Here is a 14,533-nt window from a genome sequence, read left to right as displayed (position 1 = left end):
AGTCATCCATTGTTCTTGTTCACAAAGATTTCATTATTTTGCTTGAGTGGAGCACTGGGACGTACCCTTTGCTTTTTTACAGTGAGGCTCAGCCTCATAGTATTATAGGGTCCGGTGAAGCATCAATAAAAAATGGAAGCATAAGATACGTCCCCATGCTTCCTTCATTCCAGAGAGAAAAATGCTTCTGAAAATCTCTTGATTCCTTCATCTATATTTTTCACATTTTCCCGGGCAAAAGTAAATCGTACGAACCCTTTTTTAGAACCCAATGTTGAGCCTGGTGCATAAATAACGCCTCTTTTAATGGATTCTTCCAGCAATTGCGATTCGTTAAAATCCTTCTTCAGCTTACACCATAGATGGATTCCGCCATGTGGAACGTCAAACTCCACCTGGTCTTTCAATGTTGAACTGAGGCTGGCAACAATCTGGTCTCTTCTCAATTTTAGCTCCTTAATCAATTTGTTTAGATGGTCCTCGAAATAAACCGAGTCCAAAAAATCATTTGCAATCCATTGCGTAAAGCTAGCATGTCCGAAATCAACTTGCTGCTTGGCATCTGCTAACCTTTCTATGACCGGCTTTGGCCCGATAATCCAGCCAATCCGTAATCCTGATGCTACGATTTTAGACAGAGAGCTTATATAGAGGATGTTTCCATCCACATCCATCGACTTTAAAGGAGAAGCGTCTTCCCCCGTAAAGGAGGTTAGACTATAGGGATCGTCTTCCACAATGGGTATACCATGCTCAGACGATAGTTCCAGTATTTTTTTACGACGGTTCCTATCAAGAAATGCTCCAGTGGGATTTTGGTAAGCAGGGTTTAGAAAAATCATCCGAATGCGATGCTTTTTGTGCAAAGCGAATAAATCGTCCGGGTTCATCCCGTCCTTGTCGACAGGCAGGAAAAAAGGTCTTAAACCAGCTGATTGAAAGACCGGCAGCCCGTAATGATAGGAAGGTTCTTCTAAAGCAATGGCATCCCCCGGTTTTAAAAGACATTGAACCACCAAATGAAGTGCTTGCTGGGCACCAGAGGTAATCAGAATAGAGGAAGGCTCTGTTGTGATACCCCTATACCTTTGTACATGATCAGCAATCGTTGTTCTTAAAATTTGATTTCCCTGAGGATGATCATAGCCCAGGCTTCCAATGAATGTCCTCGTAGATGTTATTTGACTAAAGGACTTCAAAGGAAATAAATCCTCAGACAATTCCCCGCTAGCCAGGTTTATGAGTTGATGGTCCTCCGTTTCCTTTCGTATCCTTTGGGTGACTGGCAAATTAGGCAGGAAGGAGCCCGCTTCAATATAACGATTCCAACTGGGAACTCTTCTCTTGGTTATTCCCCATATGTCCTTGCTTATTAATGTTCCACTTCCTCTTTTCCTTTCAATTAATCCATTTGATTCAAGCTCATCATATGCAGCAACCACAGTACTTCTATTTAAACCAAGTTCGTTAGCCAATTTCCTTTCAGATGGTAAAGGTTTATCAAGCGGAAACGTTCCGTCTGATATCCCATTTTCAATATACTCAGCAAGCTGCTTATATACGGCCTTTTTAGCTTCTCGATTCGGTTTCCAATCCATGATGATCCCCTTTAAAAATTGATACTCAAAGTCAATCTTTATAAACTATGAAGACTCCATGTCTGTAAAAAAATAACCTATCGCCAAATTGACGGTAGGTATTTGTTATTTTAACCTAAGCAAACCATTTAATGTAAACGCCGACAGCAATAAAAGATAATACAATCACAACAATATAAATAACAGAAAGATTAGTCGTGTTTTTCACAGTCGCACTTCTATACCCATCATCACCCTTACCTGCTAACAACAAAGTAAAAATAAAGGAGGCCACGACAATAAGAATAACTAAAAAGATCCCCAGCTTCATAATGCACCTCTTGCAAAAAAACATATTTTTTTATCATTATAACGATTATATCAGAAACACAGACCATCCACTGCATCTGAAAATTAACCATCCAATTATAGAGGTTGAACATGGGGACGGTTCTCATGTTCAACTTTGGAACACGAGAACCGTCCCCGTGTTTTTAATTATTGATGGCCATCCTTCCGAGGGGGCCGTCTTCTATGATTATGTCCTGAAGTGCATATACGGAGATTGGGAACATTGGGAATCCGAATGCGTAAGGGGTGATGTCATAGAGCTGGAAATAGATGATGAGTGATTTGTCGGCGACATAGAAATCCTGGTCTGGCTTAATCGCTGTAAAATCACTGATCAGGAAGATATCGCGCTCTTTGATTTGAACTTTTATCTGCTCAGAAATTCGGCCGATATAGTCGCTTCCCGGTTTGAAAAAGTCCTTCAGGCTGCACTTTTTCCCATCCTTTAAATCAAACGTCAGCGACTTAATGTACGTCATCGGATGGGCAGCATGATAATGATACGTGCTATTCGCCAGCGACAGGCTCAGCACCTCGCGCTGGTTGTTTTTAATTTCATAGAAACCGTTCATCCACTCAACCGTCGATGGAGAATCCCCCGCTTGCGTATTAATCAAATTCTGCGTTTCCTTCACAATGCTTCGATTCATAAACCGCTCAAATTGGCGATTCGGCACCTGGTAAACATGCGGATAACAAACCTCCCGCTCAGGGCCATTCCCGATTCGAAGCGTATGAATGCCCACAGGCAGTGTACATGCCATAGACCTACACCCTCTTTTTCACTACCTTATGCCTGGAACATGGGGACGGTTCTCATGTTCCACTTTGGAACGCGAGAACCGTCCCCATGTTTTTCTCAAACTACCCTGTCCTTTTCCCCTCTAACTTTGTATATAGAAGGTGAAAGGAGGTGAGACAAGATGGCATTAGCAATGTTGAAGGATTCATCAATCAGGCTTTCATTCGAAACTGGAATGAATGAGAAGGGCGAACCGATCTACAAAGGCAAGACTTACTCCAATGTGAGAAAGGAAGCTACTGCAGACCAGGTGGACCAGGCTGCAAAGGCGCTAGGTGGACTTAGCGCGAACTTGCTTAACTCAGTTGAGCGTAACGACAGCTTCGAAATCATCTAAATCTACGACTAAATACTAGAATAGGAGGTGAAAAAACATGGCTAAAACACTAGAATTGCAGTTCGTCACGGACCTTGGTAAAAACACGAAGCTGACGGTTGATAACCCGAAGGAGCCGATTGATCCAGCAGCAGTCAAGCTTGCAATGGAGCAAATCATCGCTTCCAATGCATTCCAGACTCCAAACGGAACCCTAGTTGCCGTTGGCAGTGCCCGCGTCATCGAACGGAACGTAGCAGAATACGAACTTGTGTAATGAACGACAGCCGGTCTTCTTTCAGGGACCGGCTTTTTTCGTAAAATAAACCCAAAAGGAGGAAACGCAAATGGAACAGCTGATTCCATTCATCAGCGATGTAGGATTCCCGATTGTCGTGACCCTGTATCTGCTTCATCGAATCGAAGCCAAGCTCGATACAGTCGTCCAATCCATTCAGAACCTGCCCGCCAGAATGCAGGAAAAAGCATAGCCAAAAATACAGCCATTTCTCTGATAAAAGAGAAATGGCTTTTTTAATCAAACGTTTGATTAAAAAGGAACCGTCCCCGCGTTTTGTTTAATTAATAAATTGGACTATAAGCATAACGATAAGTCCTGTTACAGCAGCTATTCTTTTTACTTCCCTGTTTGTAGCTGGCTTCATGAAAAGGGAAATAATAAAACCCAATGGAATCACGATCCCGTTGAGAGTGAGATTAAAAAGTCCAAGAGTATAGTATCCGACCAGTTTAAGGGGCAAACCCTCTTCATCCACCTCTCTTTTTTTGTTAAGGATGAAGACCAACAGCGCAAGAAGGAGGAGTCCAATTATAGTGATGATTACGCTCATGCACATTCTCCTTTATAATTGATACTCTTAATCTACCATAATTTTACACTTCTTGGATACTGTATTTACACATACTGTTAGAGGTTTTGAGATTTATCCAGCAGCTGACTCATTTACCCATTGGAGAGGTTATATTGATAAAGACATTTTCATCTCTGGTAGTTATATAATCCGAACGGGGCAGTTTGCTTAAGTTAAATAACACAACAATTCCTGTCCAATAAAACTTCACAAATCTGTCACAACCCTCCCCCACCCACCATGTCCGTTTGAACCACCCGCTTGTATATAGAAGGTGAAAGGGTGGTGCATTTACATGCAAATAAAATCAGCTAATATTGAGAGTTTTGAAGAGTATACACAGTTCCAGTCACTTGGAGATTTCAATAACCATTTTGAAATGTGGATGGCGGATAAAAAACAGTACTTCACAAAAGGCGAGTTAATTGGACTGAAGAGGCTTGCTCGTTTTGCAGCTAAGGTTCCTGGTGTAGCCAATGCAAAAATCGGAACCGTGCTGAAGGCGATTTACGAGGAATATGGAGAAATGGGGATGATCTCCCGTTCTACTTTTAAAAGAATGATCATCAAAGCAAGCAAAATTGGTATTTTCACAGTCTATGAAACCGAGCGTAAGAACGGCTCGCAATCCAGCAATCTTTATGTATTCAACCGCTTTCCTACGAATGAACTACTAACCGAGGAAAAATTGAGCCACCATAATAAAACTATCATTCCTTCTAAAACTAACATTAAAAAGAATAATAAACGTGAAACAACGCTTGCGGAAAATGAACCAGTTAAAGATTCGGTAAAATCAAACCAGACTGCTGACATGCATGAAGTTGCTGAAGACCATTTGTTTGTAAGCGATCGAGTTCCAGCACCATTTGTGGAATTAGCAAAGTATTTCTTCCCAAAAGCTAAAACAATCGAAGAGTTTTGGAGAATGAGCATGATTTCCGCCTATCGCAACAACTGGGAGAACGATAAAGACAGATTGCTCACTGTATCCCTGAATTCCTTTAAGCAGCTCGTCCGCAAGCTAAAATCCAAGGTTACAGTTAAAAATCCATTTGCTTACTACACCGGGATCCTCAACAAGAAGTTCCATGAGCTATATTTTGCAGAGCTTTTTGAAATGGGATTTTCTGAGGATTTGGTGCAGTAAAGTCTGCACTAAGGCTGGTTAATACCCTTTTTAAAACTCGTTACAAGCTTAACCCGTAACAGAATTCAACAACCCTATGTATAGAGGAGTAATGACACCAGTTATTCTGAAAGGGGATTGAAAGATGCACTGTAAATTCTGCAACTCTGAGGTTAAAGATCATTATCGGGTGAACCAGCGGGGAGACTATTTTTGTAACGACGACTGCTATGGCGAATTCATCGAAAATACTGATCAGCCACCCGATGATTTTTCGCACCCATTTATTGATGACTATGAATTAATGCGCAGCAATTACTTGGACTGGCTGGAACACTGGGAATCGGATTTGGCCCCCTATATCAGCGCAAAACTTGTGCTAAAAAAGGCGGAAATGCTGGAAACGATTGATGAAGTTTTTGAAGAATATTGGGATTACTATGTTTCCGAAGGAGATGACGGAGTTTTTGCCAAAGAAATCTACTTATACCTTTTAAAATTCGAGGATTTGAAAAAGAGGATCAGTCAATATGCAGCTTGATACAGAAAATCCACCTCACAACCAGTGAGGTGGACCCTGTCATCTTAACCTAAAATGGAAGAATTTTAAAATAGGAACATGAGAACCGTCCCTATGTTCTAAAAAATGTAAAAATAGGAACACGAGAACCGTCCCCATGTTACTCCCCCATGTTACTCCAATCCAGCGTTCTCGGATGCTATTCTGGTAAGTGCTGACCAATCTTGCTTTCCTCTTCCTTTAGCTACTGATGCGAGCAAGGAATCGTGCAAGAGGCTGGCAAATGGCATGGGTGCCTGTTTGGCGTTGGCTTCCTCGAGCACCAAATTGCAATCCTTCAAGCCAAGCTCCAGCTGAAAGCCTGCGGGTTCAAATTTCCGGTTGGCGATCATTGAACCGTATCCATTGTAGACTGTGCAATTAAATAATGTCGACGCATACACCTCTGCCGCCACTTGCCGGTCGATTCCATTCTTCTCTGCCAGATTAAACGATTCAGCCATCGCTTCCATGGCCGCCATAATCATGAAGTTGCCGCCAAGCTTAATCACATTCGCATTTCCTGGCTCCTCACCAAGATCAAACACCCTCTGGCCCATAGTCTCCTGAACCGGCTTTACCCTTTCTTTTGCCTCACTCGGGCCGGATGATAAGATAAATAATTTCTGTGCCGCGGCTGCATCCGGGCGGCCAAAAACAGGAGATGCTACATAATGGCTTTTTTGCTTATTATGAAATTCAGCAAGCTTGCGTGAAGTCTCCGGAGAAACTGTACTCATTGATAAATGGAGACCTCCCTCACCAAGCTTGTGCCCGAAACCATCATCACCCATTGTCACCTCTTCCAACGCTTGATCGTTAGACACCATCGTAATAACAATGCCGCCAGGAACGGCCACATCGGCCAGATGCTCAACCCGCTCCGCCCCGGCAGCGATAACATCCTCCGCTTTTTCCGGAGTACGATTATACACCATCACATGATACCCCGCCTTCAACAGGCTCATGACCATAGGTGCCCCCATATTGCCAAGACCAACAAAACCAATTGTTTTCTCCATTTCTGCACTTACCTCCATCACTCATTTTGTTCCTTTGATTTTAATACATTATGTACCATTTTGTGCATTTGGAGTCTCGTCAAATGTTAACGCCATGCCAAAAGAACCTGACCCAGCTTAGGATCAGGTTCTTCTGATTTAAAAATTTTTCTGCTCATATGAATTCAATAATAGCTTCTTATGCTCCCTTTTCAACAGCTGCCACATCGGCACATAAGTAATGCAGAATACAAACAGCGCGGCGATTTCCAGGTTGATGTAATACATAATCCCACTGCCAAAAAAGCTCAGAATCGTCTTTGATTCTGTTGGACTCGCTAAATAGAAGAAATTCGTATCGAGCAGGATATTCAGGATGAAAATAGGAACGGCTATGATATTGACGACGAGATAAGAGAATAGGATGGCTTTGCGAGGAACGCGATATCCTTCAAAAAGGATAAAATACAAGGCGGCAATTGGAATGGCTGAATGGTGAAGGAAGTATTCGATAAAGTGGAAATGAGGAAACACGTAGGTCATTTCTGGCGTAACCATTGCCAGAATCGCTGGCAAAGTGCCAATAAAATACAGTACATAAAACGCTTTCACATTCTTCTTTAAGAATAAGTACATCGCTAAGAAGGAACTCATCGAACACATGTGCAAAGGAAGATCACCGACTTCCCATTGGCCCGTCAGAATGAGCCATAAATGCGCCGAGACCTCACATGCAGGCAAAGTCCAAAAAATCGTCCACTTCAACACCTTCTGATGAGGCTTAAGCCTTTTTCTAAAAAGCACCAATCCTAGACAGACCGCAAAGAAAAGACCTAACGTAATCAAATGACCCGCAGAAAACAATTCAAAACCCTGCATTCCCGTAACAGAAAACATGATGTCATCACCCCTCTCTGTAAAAATGCTGTTATCTATAATTGTATTCAGTTAGTCCGCAAACTGAGCCTGGCTCATAAAAAAGAAACATGGGGACGGTTCTCATGTTCATGAAACATGAGAACCGTCCCCGTGTTCACGTTTTTTCCGCAGTCTGGCTGATTCTTAATTTTTTTCGGTAAACAGTCCTAGAAAGAAGCACACTAATCTCATATAAAAGCAAAAGCGGTAGGATGACCAGGATGTCGGAGAGAAAATCCGGCGGCGTGATCAGTACGGCTGTAACGACCAAGATAAAGTAAGCGTATTTCCTGATTCGCTGCAATCGATATGGGTTCAACACTCCAAGACTTGTGAGGAACATGATGACGACAGGGAGTTCGAACAGGAATCCAAAAGGCATGGTCATATGTAAAAGAAAACTGAAATACTTCTCAGTCGTGAAAAAGGTCATCATCATATCTTCTGATAAGGTCAGCAAAAACTTGAATACAATCGGGAAAATGACAAAATAGCCAAACGAAAGTCCAAGGATAAACAAGACAAATAATGCCGGAATATAGGCAAGTGTCACTTTGCGTTCATCCGCTTTTAAGGCCGGTTTTACAAAGCACCAGATTTGATGGGCCGCGATGGGAATGACCCCTGCTACAGCAATCACTCCCGCCAGCATAAAATAGACCCATAAGATATCACTTGGCCCCAGTATCGCCAGCTTTACTGGAAGGTCCCTGACCAGCCAGGCATAAATATCTTCCACGTAAATAAAAGATAGGATAAATAGGAGCATAAAAGTAATCATGATGATAATCAGCCTCGTCCGCAGCTCGGATAGATGGCCGACAAGGTCCATATTTGGACTTTTCATTCAAACCTCTCCTTTAAAAAGAAGATGCAAGCAGATGACGGCTTGCATCCTCAGAATTTATCTAAATCGCTTTATCCTTTTTGCTGTCTATTTCTGCTTCCGCTTCCTCTACAAGTTCCCTAGTCGATTTTTTAAACTCTTTGATTGTGGATCCGAAAGCCCGCCCGATTTCAGGAAGCTTTGATGGACCAAAAATGATCAGTGCAATCACCAATACAAGGATTAACCCGGGGATTCCAATGTTTTGAAGCATAATGTAAACCTCCTTTTCATCACCTAAATGAATTAGTTAGTGACCTTTTGCTTCTTTTTTTCGAGCTGCTTTTGGTGTGCTTGTCCGTGTGCCTTATGTCGGTCTTCCTCAGTTTCACTCGAAAGCTGAACACCATTTGGTATGATGGTCGATGAAACTTCCTTAATTCCCTGCTCATCTTTTTCCAGGACGAACGACGCTCTTGTTGAAATATCCGCACCGGGAGCTGTTACAAATGGAATCACGCGATAATCCGCCTGCCACTTATCAGGAGTCACGTGGCAGCGCACATAGCCTCGGTAGTTGTTAAAAAACTTGATATTCGGATTTCGTTCCAGCGTAGCTGCCGTATCAGCACGAATATCAGAACCATCGCCTCCAGATGTGATTGAGGTGCCAACAAATTCCGCACCCAGGATTCTCGAATTCAGGTCATTGAAATCCTCCATCAGGTTCGACGCCCAGCTCGCATGCACATCCCCCGTCAGAACGACAAGATTGTTGATGCTGCGGCTCGCTGCAAAATCAATAATCCGTTCGCGGGCCGCCGGATAGCCATCCCAGGCATCCATGCTGTATTTAGGCGCTGTGCTTGTTCCAAATTTGCGCTGCGCAAAGAAAATCTGCTGTGCCAGTACATTCCATTGGGATTTCGATTTGCCGAGCTTATTCAGAAGCCATTTTTCCTGTTCATCCCCTAGTGCAGTTCGATTCGGATCCATTGATTCCTCTGAATGAGGCTTTGATCCATCGCCATTGGCCTGGTCATCCCTGTACTGGCGAGTGTCCAATACATAAAAATCAGCGAGGTTCCCATAGGAAAAATCTCTGTAAATCTTCATTCCATCCCCATGCGGCATGGAGGAAATGCGCAGCGGCATATGTTCATAATAGGCTTGATAGGCAGCTGCCCGGCGCTTGATAAATTCTTCAACGGACTGTCCTTTTTCCGGGATAACATTAGCATAATTGTTTTCGACTTCATGATCATCCCATGTCACTACCCATGGAAAAGCAGCATGAGCCGCTTTTAAATGCTCATCAGAATGATATTGTCCGTACCGATTGCGATAATCTTCAAGAGTGATAATTTCCGAGCTGCTATGCGCCCGCACATTTCCCGTTGGTGATATGTATTCATTTGGACCATATTCGTAAATGTAGTCCCCAAGGTGGAAGACGAGATCAAGGTTTTCCTTCGCCAAATGCTGATAGGCAGTATAGTAGCCGTGTTCATACTGCTGGCATGAGGCAAAAGCAAAGGTCATTCCTGCAACATTGGCTCCAGGTGCTGGAAGCGTTTTGGTTTTACCAGTCGGGCTGAATTCATCCCCGCTTTTAAAACGGTAAAAATAAACCGTATTCGGCTGCAGACCGGTTACTTCAACGTGGACAGAATGCGCCAATCCTGGTGCTGCGAGTTCAGTCCCGCGCTTGATGATTCGGCGGAAGTTTTCATCGGCTGCAATTTCCCATTTCACTGGTACAGTATGCTGAGGCATTCCCCCTCCGTTAAGCGGATCCGGAGCCAGTCTTGTCCAAAGGACGACACCATCGTGCAAAGGATCACCCGAAGCCACACCAAGCTTAAATGGGTAGTCGCTGAACATAGGCGCAGCATTCACTTCGAATCCTCCCGCCAGCGATTGAGCGATCGCAAATCCGAGAGAGAGCCCTGCAATCTTGCCAGCTCCCTGCAAAAAGCTGCGGCGATCAAGATTCTTTTTCAAACTTTCCTCACTCCAGCTGCTGATCAATTCATCAAACGGTCTCTCAGTCATCGTAAAACCTTCCCCTCTTCGAAAGAATTTATCAAACAACTAGATTATAAAATTCCTGTTTTAAGCCCGTGTAAATATATGTAAATGAAAAAAGAGAGCCTCATCGCTCTCTAGTGAATTTTTAACAGGACAATTTACTATAATCATATTGCAAACCTATTTTTTAGATAGAAGCCATACCAATAAACAGTGCCTTCTTCCCAAAAACTCTTAAAGATTCTTTTATGAAAAAATTACAAAGTGGAACACGGGGACGGTTCTCATGTTCATAAACATGAGAACCGTCCCCGTGTTCACGTCACTCTTTTTCCAATCGAATGTGCCATTACTACAACAGGGATGGCCAATAAGACATAAGGCAAACAGGTGAGGATGATATCCCAGTTAATGATCTCTCTTTCTAATAAAGTGTTCAACATGACGAAACTGTATGGCAGTACGAGTAAAACGGATGTAATGACCCCTGGTGTAATGGACCGGAATAGAATCGATTGGCCAATATGGGTAAAAACATGAATGAAGAAAACTAGAATCAAAACTGTGAAGAATTGAATGCTAGCGGCTGGCCCACCTTTCAGATACTGGCTTGCCATGAAAGTCGAACTGCTGACGAATAGAAAAACGATCAATACGGCTACAGACATTTGGGCAGTCGTCAATGAAAATTGTTTCAATACTCTTTCCGCCATTCTTGCCGGCAATACCTTTGATACGGTGCTTGAATTTTTAGCAACCCATCTTTCCAGCATTATAATTTCTTCAAAGTCATGAAAAATAAACACGATCGGAAATAGCCAAATCAACGTTTGGATATCCAACTGCTGCGCCACCTTGCATTCCTCCTGATCTATTACTGTTCGATTCTCTTATACCAGAGATTTTTAAAATCAACCCACATTTTTGATGTGAACGTGACCCCCTCGAGCTCTTTATCATAGGTAGCCTCTACCATCTTATGCGCGAGAAAAATGATCAAGCCTTCTGATGCCAAATACATCTCCAACTCTTTCAAAAGTTCTCTCCTGATCTTCTCGGATGTCTCGGACTTGATGCGGTCAATCTTGACGCTCAGCTCTTGTTTACTGCTTGCGGACAGGCATGGATAAATGAAGCCCTTCTCAAACAAGATTAAATCGAAAATCGAAATCACACCTTCATTTGGTGTAGCTTCAAACAGGAGCAGGTCCGCTCTGGCAACCATGCTGTCCCTCAGGATTTCATTCCAATCGACAATCTCTACTACCAGCTCAATTCCGTGTCCCTGCAGCATGGATTGAAGCAGCTTTGCATCGTCGGCATGTCTTTTATACGTCATAAGTGTTAGTTTTTTATCTAAAAAAATATCATCAGATTGCGCAGGGATATCCATTTCCAAACGATCCGTATCGTCTGGCTGAAAACCTGAAGCAGGCGCTAACCGCGGACTGCCCAGCCTGACTAGCTTATCCCGGTCAATCACGCTGCTAATATACCTGCGCAAACTGCGATTTTGCAGCGGCCCTTTTTTTGCCGTATTTACGGTTAAGACGTTCGTTCCAGAGAAGATGCTGCTCTGTGCATCCCACTTTTTCTCAACAGCATCATCTGTTTCTCCAGTCTGAAGGGACAATTTTTGCTGCAATTGCCAATCCTTTATTTCCTCGCTCACTCTGATGATTTCCACTCTGTCAAAATAAGGACGAGGCTGGAAATGCTCTTCGAATGCTGACAGTAGACAATGGTCCTGATGATATTTTTCAAGCTTGAAAGGGCCTGTGCCGGTAAAATGGTCCTGTTCGACAATCACCATCGGTGTACTGGACACAAAGTGGAGAAAAAGATGGTTCGGTTTTTTCAGCTTGAACCGAATCGTGTATCTGGAAATCACTTTGGTTTCAACTAGATCTGCAACCAGCCACCTGTGCGGCGAATCAAAGAGACGGGACACCGAGTCTGCGGCGATTTCCGCTGTCAGTTCTGCCCCATTATGAAATTTGACTCCTTTATGGAGAAAAAACGTCCACTCGGTTTTTTCCAGATTTGCTTCCCAGGCACGTGCGAGACAGCCAGTGAATGTCCCAGTTTGAGCATCATATTGAACGAGCGGCTGATAAATCTGGAGGATCAAATGGGCATCAAGATCGAAAATCACCTGTGCTGGGTCAAGAGTTGTAATCGGCCGATAAATAGGAAACCGCAGGATTTCTAATTCTTTCCCCTCCTCTTTGGCCTGTTTATAACCAAAATAATCGGATGTCCAATTCAGGATATATTCCTCGGCACAGGTCCCTTCCCCAAACTCTTTTACAAGTTCAAATGCTTTCCCTGTTTCACTCGAGTTCAATAAGAACTGAACCTGGCTGAGCAAACAGCTCTCAAGGGATGTGTTGAACACCAGCACGGAGGAATTCCCTCTCCCCCTGCCCGGCTGGAAATGCAAATGCCCAGAATCCTCGAGCTTGGAAATAATCAGCTTCGCATTCCGTTCCGTACAAAAAAACAGCTCTGCCAGCATCTTCATCATCACTTTTATTTCAATGCCTTCACCATATTGATGAAAGGCCTTCCTTAAGAGGAAAAAATTATAATATTGGGATGGATTCATGGAACAACTCCCATTTCATGTTTTTTCCATCATCTCAAATATATTCGTGGCAAAAAAGAGCAAAGATGAAAAAAATATTTCAGCTTTTTTATCTTTGCCTCTGATGACCTAAAACCCGAAAAACTTTTCTGATCTTTACGATTTTTACTATGTTCTTTTCAATTCAAGATGAACTCGCAGGAAAAATTTTCAGGAAAAAGGAGTTCATTTTATGGCAATGGAATACGCGCATCCAAAAACAAGTATCTGGAAATACCGCAATTTTACCTTCTTGCTGTCAGCCAGCCTGCTATTAAGCATCGGCAATAAAATATATGAGCTGCTGCTGCCGCTCATTATGTATGATTTATCGGGAGGGTCGCCGATCGTCATGACATCGATGCGGACGGCTGAATTGCTCCCAAACCTATTTTTCGGCATCTTTGTAGGCGTCGTGGTCGATCGGGTAGACAAAAAGAAATGGGCACTTACGATGATTCTGCTCCAGGCAGCGGGCTTAACCGTCTTATACTTCATGTTTGGGGCAGAGATTGAGACGCATGTACTGTTTTATTTTCTTGGGTTCATCCTGATGACACTCAATTACGGATTTTTCAATGTCCAGGTAAGTCTAGTTAAAGCCAGCGTACCGATGACGTTTCTAACAGCGGCAAACTCCAAGTTCTCATTTGCTGAGACCTTTGTCGGCATCATGGGACCGGTATTCCTGGGGATTGTTCTCATGGCCGCGAATAAGACGGAAGGATTGCTGATTACCGTCTTCCTATATCTGGCAGCCTACTTGCTGATCCATAACCTGGTTCTTGATGAACCGGTCCAACAGCAAAAGCGGCAGTCCTTCTGGCTCGATTTTAAAGAAGGCTGGACTGCATTCAGGGGAAACAGGGCACTGTGGATGATCACGCTGTTTATTATCATGGTGAACTGTTCGGGAATTGTCGTTGGCAACACGGTCCTCATTTTTGGTACCGCCGATTTACATCTGCCAACTTCCAAATTATCCATCATGCTTTCGTTTGGAGGGATGGGCGGGCTGCTGGCAAGCCTGTTGATTAGCAGACTAAGGCAAAAATTCAACCTTGGGCCACTGTTTGGGTTTTCCATTTTACTAAACGCGATGGCCTACCTTGGCTTACGTTTCACGACCGAGCCAATTCTGTTTGCTGTGTTCCTGTTTCTAAATGGATTTGCCGTCACAGTGTACCTCGTCTGCGCCTACACATTCCGGCATGAGCAAACCCCAGTCCAATTGATGGGCCGCATCGCCGGACTGACCGGAACCTTCTTCCGGATCGGAATGCCCGCCGCTATGCTCTTCTCCGGCTGGATGGTCACCTGGTGGGGTACAGACTCCGTCTTTGCCAGTGCAGCGGTTTTCAATGTGGTTGTGTTTCTTATATACAGGCAGACGAAATTGTGGGCAGAAAAGTGAAGCATAGGGTGACTCAAAAGGTCGTTGAATGCGACTTTGAGCAGATTAGAGGAAGTTGTTCACTGTCCGAGAACAGCTCGAAGGGATAAAATAGCCGACGAGTTGTTATGA

17 protein-coding genes are annotated in these 14,533 nt (G+C 43.5%); 6 read left to right on the top strand and 11 right to left on the bottom strand.

Going from position 1 to position 14,533, the window contains the following annotated elements; translation table 11 throughout:
- Positions 1–164: 164 nt before the first annotated feature.
- The 3 genes from V7654_RS06000 to V7654_RS05990 form a co-directional block, all read right to left on the bottom strand.
- Entirely contained in the window at positions 165–1,598 is a 1,434-nt protein-coding gene (locus tag V7654_RS06000; RefSeq protein WP_335429272.1) for a PLP-dependent aminotransferase family protein, read from the bottom strand.
- Positions 1,599–1,713: 115 nt separating this feature from the next.
- Entirely contained in the window at positions 1,714–1,908 is a 195-nt protein-coding gene (locus V7654_RS05995) for a hypothetical protein (RefSeq protein ID WP_335429271.1), read from the bottom strand.
- 163 nt (positions 1,909–2,071) lie between these two features.
- The gene (locus tag V7654_RS05990) at positions 2,072–2,692 is read right to left on the bottom strand and encodes a DUF3298 and DUF4163 domain-containing protein (protein WP_335429270.1); all 621 of its coding nucleotides are present in this window, start codon (positions 2,690–2,692) and stop codon (positions 2,072–2,074) included.
- Between the two features lie 159 nt (positions 2,693–2,851).
- Between V7654_RS05990 and V7654_RS05985 the strand changes: the two genes are divergently transcribed.
- The 3 genes from V7654_RS05985 to V7654_RS05975 all read left to right on the top strand — a co-directional run bounded on the left by V7654_RS05985 (position 2,852) and on the right by V7654_RS05975 (position 3,537).
- The gene (locus V7654_RS05985; RefSeq protein ID WP_335378129.1) at positions 2,852–3,067 is read left to right on the top strand and encodes a DUF1659 domain-containing protein; all 216 of its coding nucleotides are present in this window, start codon (positions 2,852–2,854) and stop codon (positions 3,065–3,067) included.
- A 37-nt stretch (positions 3,068–3,104) separates the two neighbouring features.
- Positions 3,105–3,323, top strand: coding sequence for a DUF2922 domain-containing protein (locus V7654_RS05980; protein WP_335429269.1), 219 nt, complete (start codon positions 3,105–3,107; stop codon positions 3,321–3,323).
- Positions 3,324–3,393: 70 nt separating this feature from the next.
- Entirely contained in the window at positions 3,394–3,537 is a 144-nt protein-coding gene (locus V7654_RS05975; RefSeq protein WP_335429267.1) for a YvrJ family protein, read from the top strand.
- An 87-nt stretch (positions 3,538–3,624) separates the two neighbouring features.
- On the opposite strand, the gene V7654_RS05970 is transcribed toward V7654_RS05975, so the two are convergent.
- Positions 3,625–3,897 (bottom strand): hypothetical protein, encoded by a 273-nt coding sequence (locus V7654_RS05970; protein ID WP_335429266.1) that lies wholly within the window; start codon positions 3,895–3,897, stop codon positions 3,625–3,627.
- Between the two features lie 316 nt (positions 3,898–4,213).
- On the opposite strand from V7654_RS05970, the gene V7654_RS05965 reads away from it, so the two are divergent.
- On the top strand, positions 4,214–5,068 hold the full coding sequence (locus V7654_RS05965; RefSeq protein ID WP_335429265.1) for a hypothetical protein: 855 nt from the start codon (positions 4,214–4,216) through the stop codon (positions 5,066–5,068).
- A gap of 124 nt (positions 5,069–5,192) precedes the next feature.
- Positions 5,193–5,588: a hypothetical protein gene (locus V7654_RS05960; protein ID WP_335429264.1), complete on the top strand. Its 396-nt coding sequence runs from the start codon at positions 5,193–5,195 to the stop codon at positions 5,586–5,588.
- 152 nt (positions 5,589–5,740) lie between these two features.
- On the opposite strand, the gene V7654_RS05955 is transcribed toward V7654_RS05960, so the two are convergent.
- The 7 genes from V7654_RS05955 to V7654_RS05925 all read right to left on the bottom strand — a co-directional run bounded on the left by V7654_RS05955 (position 5,741) and on the right by V7654_RS05925 (position 12,990).
- Complete coding sequence (locus V7654_RS05955) at positions 5,741–6,628, bottom strand: NAD(P)-dependent oxidoreductase (protein ID WP_335429263.1); 888 nt, start codon at positions 6,626–6,628, stop codon at positions 5,741–5,743.
- Between the two features lie 138 nt (positions 6,629–6,766).
- Positions 6,767–7,504 carry a YwaF family protein gene (locus V7654_RS05950; RefSeq protein ID WP_335429262.1) on the bottom strand — a complete coding sequence of 246 codons (738 nt, stop codon included), beginning with the start codon at positions 7,502–7,504 and terminating at the stop codon, positions 6,767–6,769.
- 136 nt (positions 7,505–7,640) lie between these two features.
- Entirely contained in the window at positions 7,641–8,372 is a 732-nt protein-coding gene (gene tatC / locus V7654_RS05945) for a twin-arginine translocase subunit TatC (protein ID WP_335429261.1), read from the bottom strand.
- Positions 8,373–8,433: 61 nt separating this feature from the next.
- Positions 8,434–8,625 (bottom strand): twin-arginine translocase TatA/TatE family subunit, encoded by a 192-nt coding sequence (locus V7654_RS05940; RefSeq protein WP_335429260.1) that lies wholly within the window; start codon positions 8,623–8,625, stop codon positions 8,434–8,436.
- Between the two features lie 32 nt (positions 8,626–8,657).
- A complete protein-coding gene (locus tag V7654_RS05935; RefSeq protein WP_335429259.1) occupies positions 8,658–10,406 on the bottom strand; it encodes an alkaline phosphatase D family protein in 1,749 nt (582 codons plus the stop codon).
- A 293-nt stretch (positions 10,407–10,699) separates the two neighbouring features.
- Positions 10,700–11,236 carry an HXXEE domain-containing protein gene (locus V7654_RS05930; protein ID WP_335429258.1) on the bottom strand — a complete coding sequence of 179 codons (537 nt, stop codon included), beginning with the start codon at positions 11,234–11,236 and terminating at the stop codon, positions 10,700–10,702.
- Between the two features lie 20 nt (positions 11,237–11,256).
- Positions 11,257–12,990, bottom strand: coding sequence for an ABC transporter substrate-binding protein (locus V7654_RS05925; RefSeq protein ID WP_335429257.1), 1,734 nt, complete (start codon positions 12,988–12,990; stop codon positions 11,257–11,259).
- Positions 12,991–13,201: 211 nt separating this feature from the next.
- On the opposite strand from V7654_RS05925, the gene V7654_RS05920 reads away from it, so the two are divergent.
- Positions 13,202–14,422, top strand: a complete 1,221-nt coding sequence (locus tag V7654_RS05920) for an MFS transporter (RefSeq protein WP_335429256.1) — start codon at positions 13,202–13,204, stop codon at positions 14,420–14,422.
- Positions 14,423–14,533 lie beyond the last annotated feature (111 nt).

Source organism: Bacillus sp. JJ1609 (assembly GCF_036967045.1).
GTDB lineage: Bacteria > Bacillota > Bacilli > Bacillales > Cytobacillaceae > Mesobacillus.
This window is presented reverse-complemented; position numbering and strand designations above follow the sequence as displayed.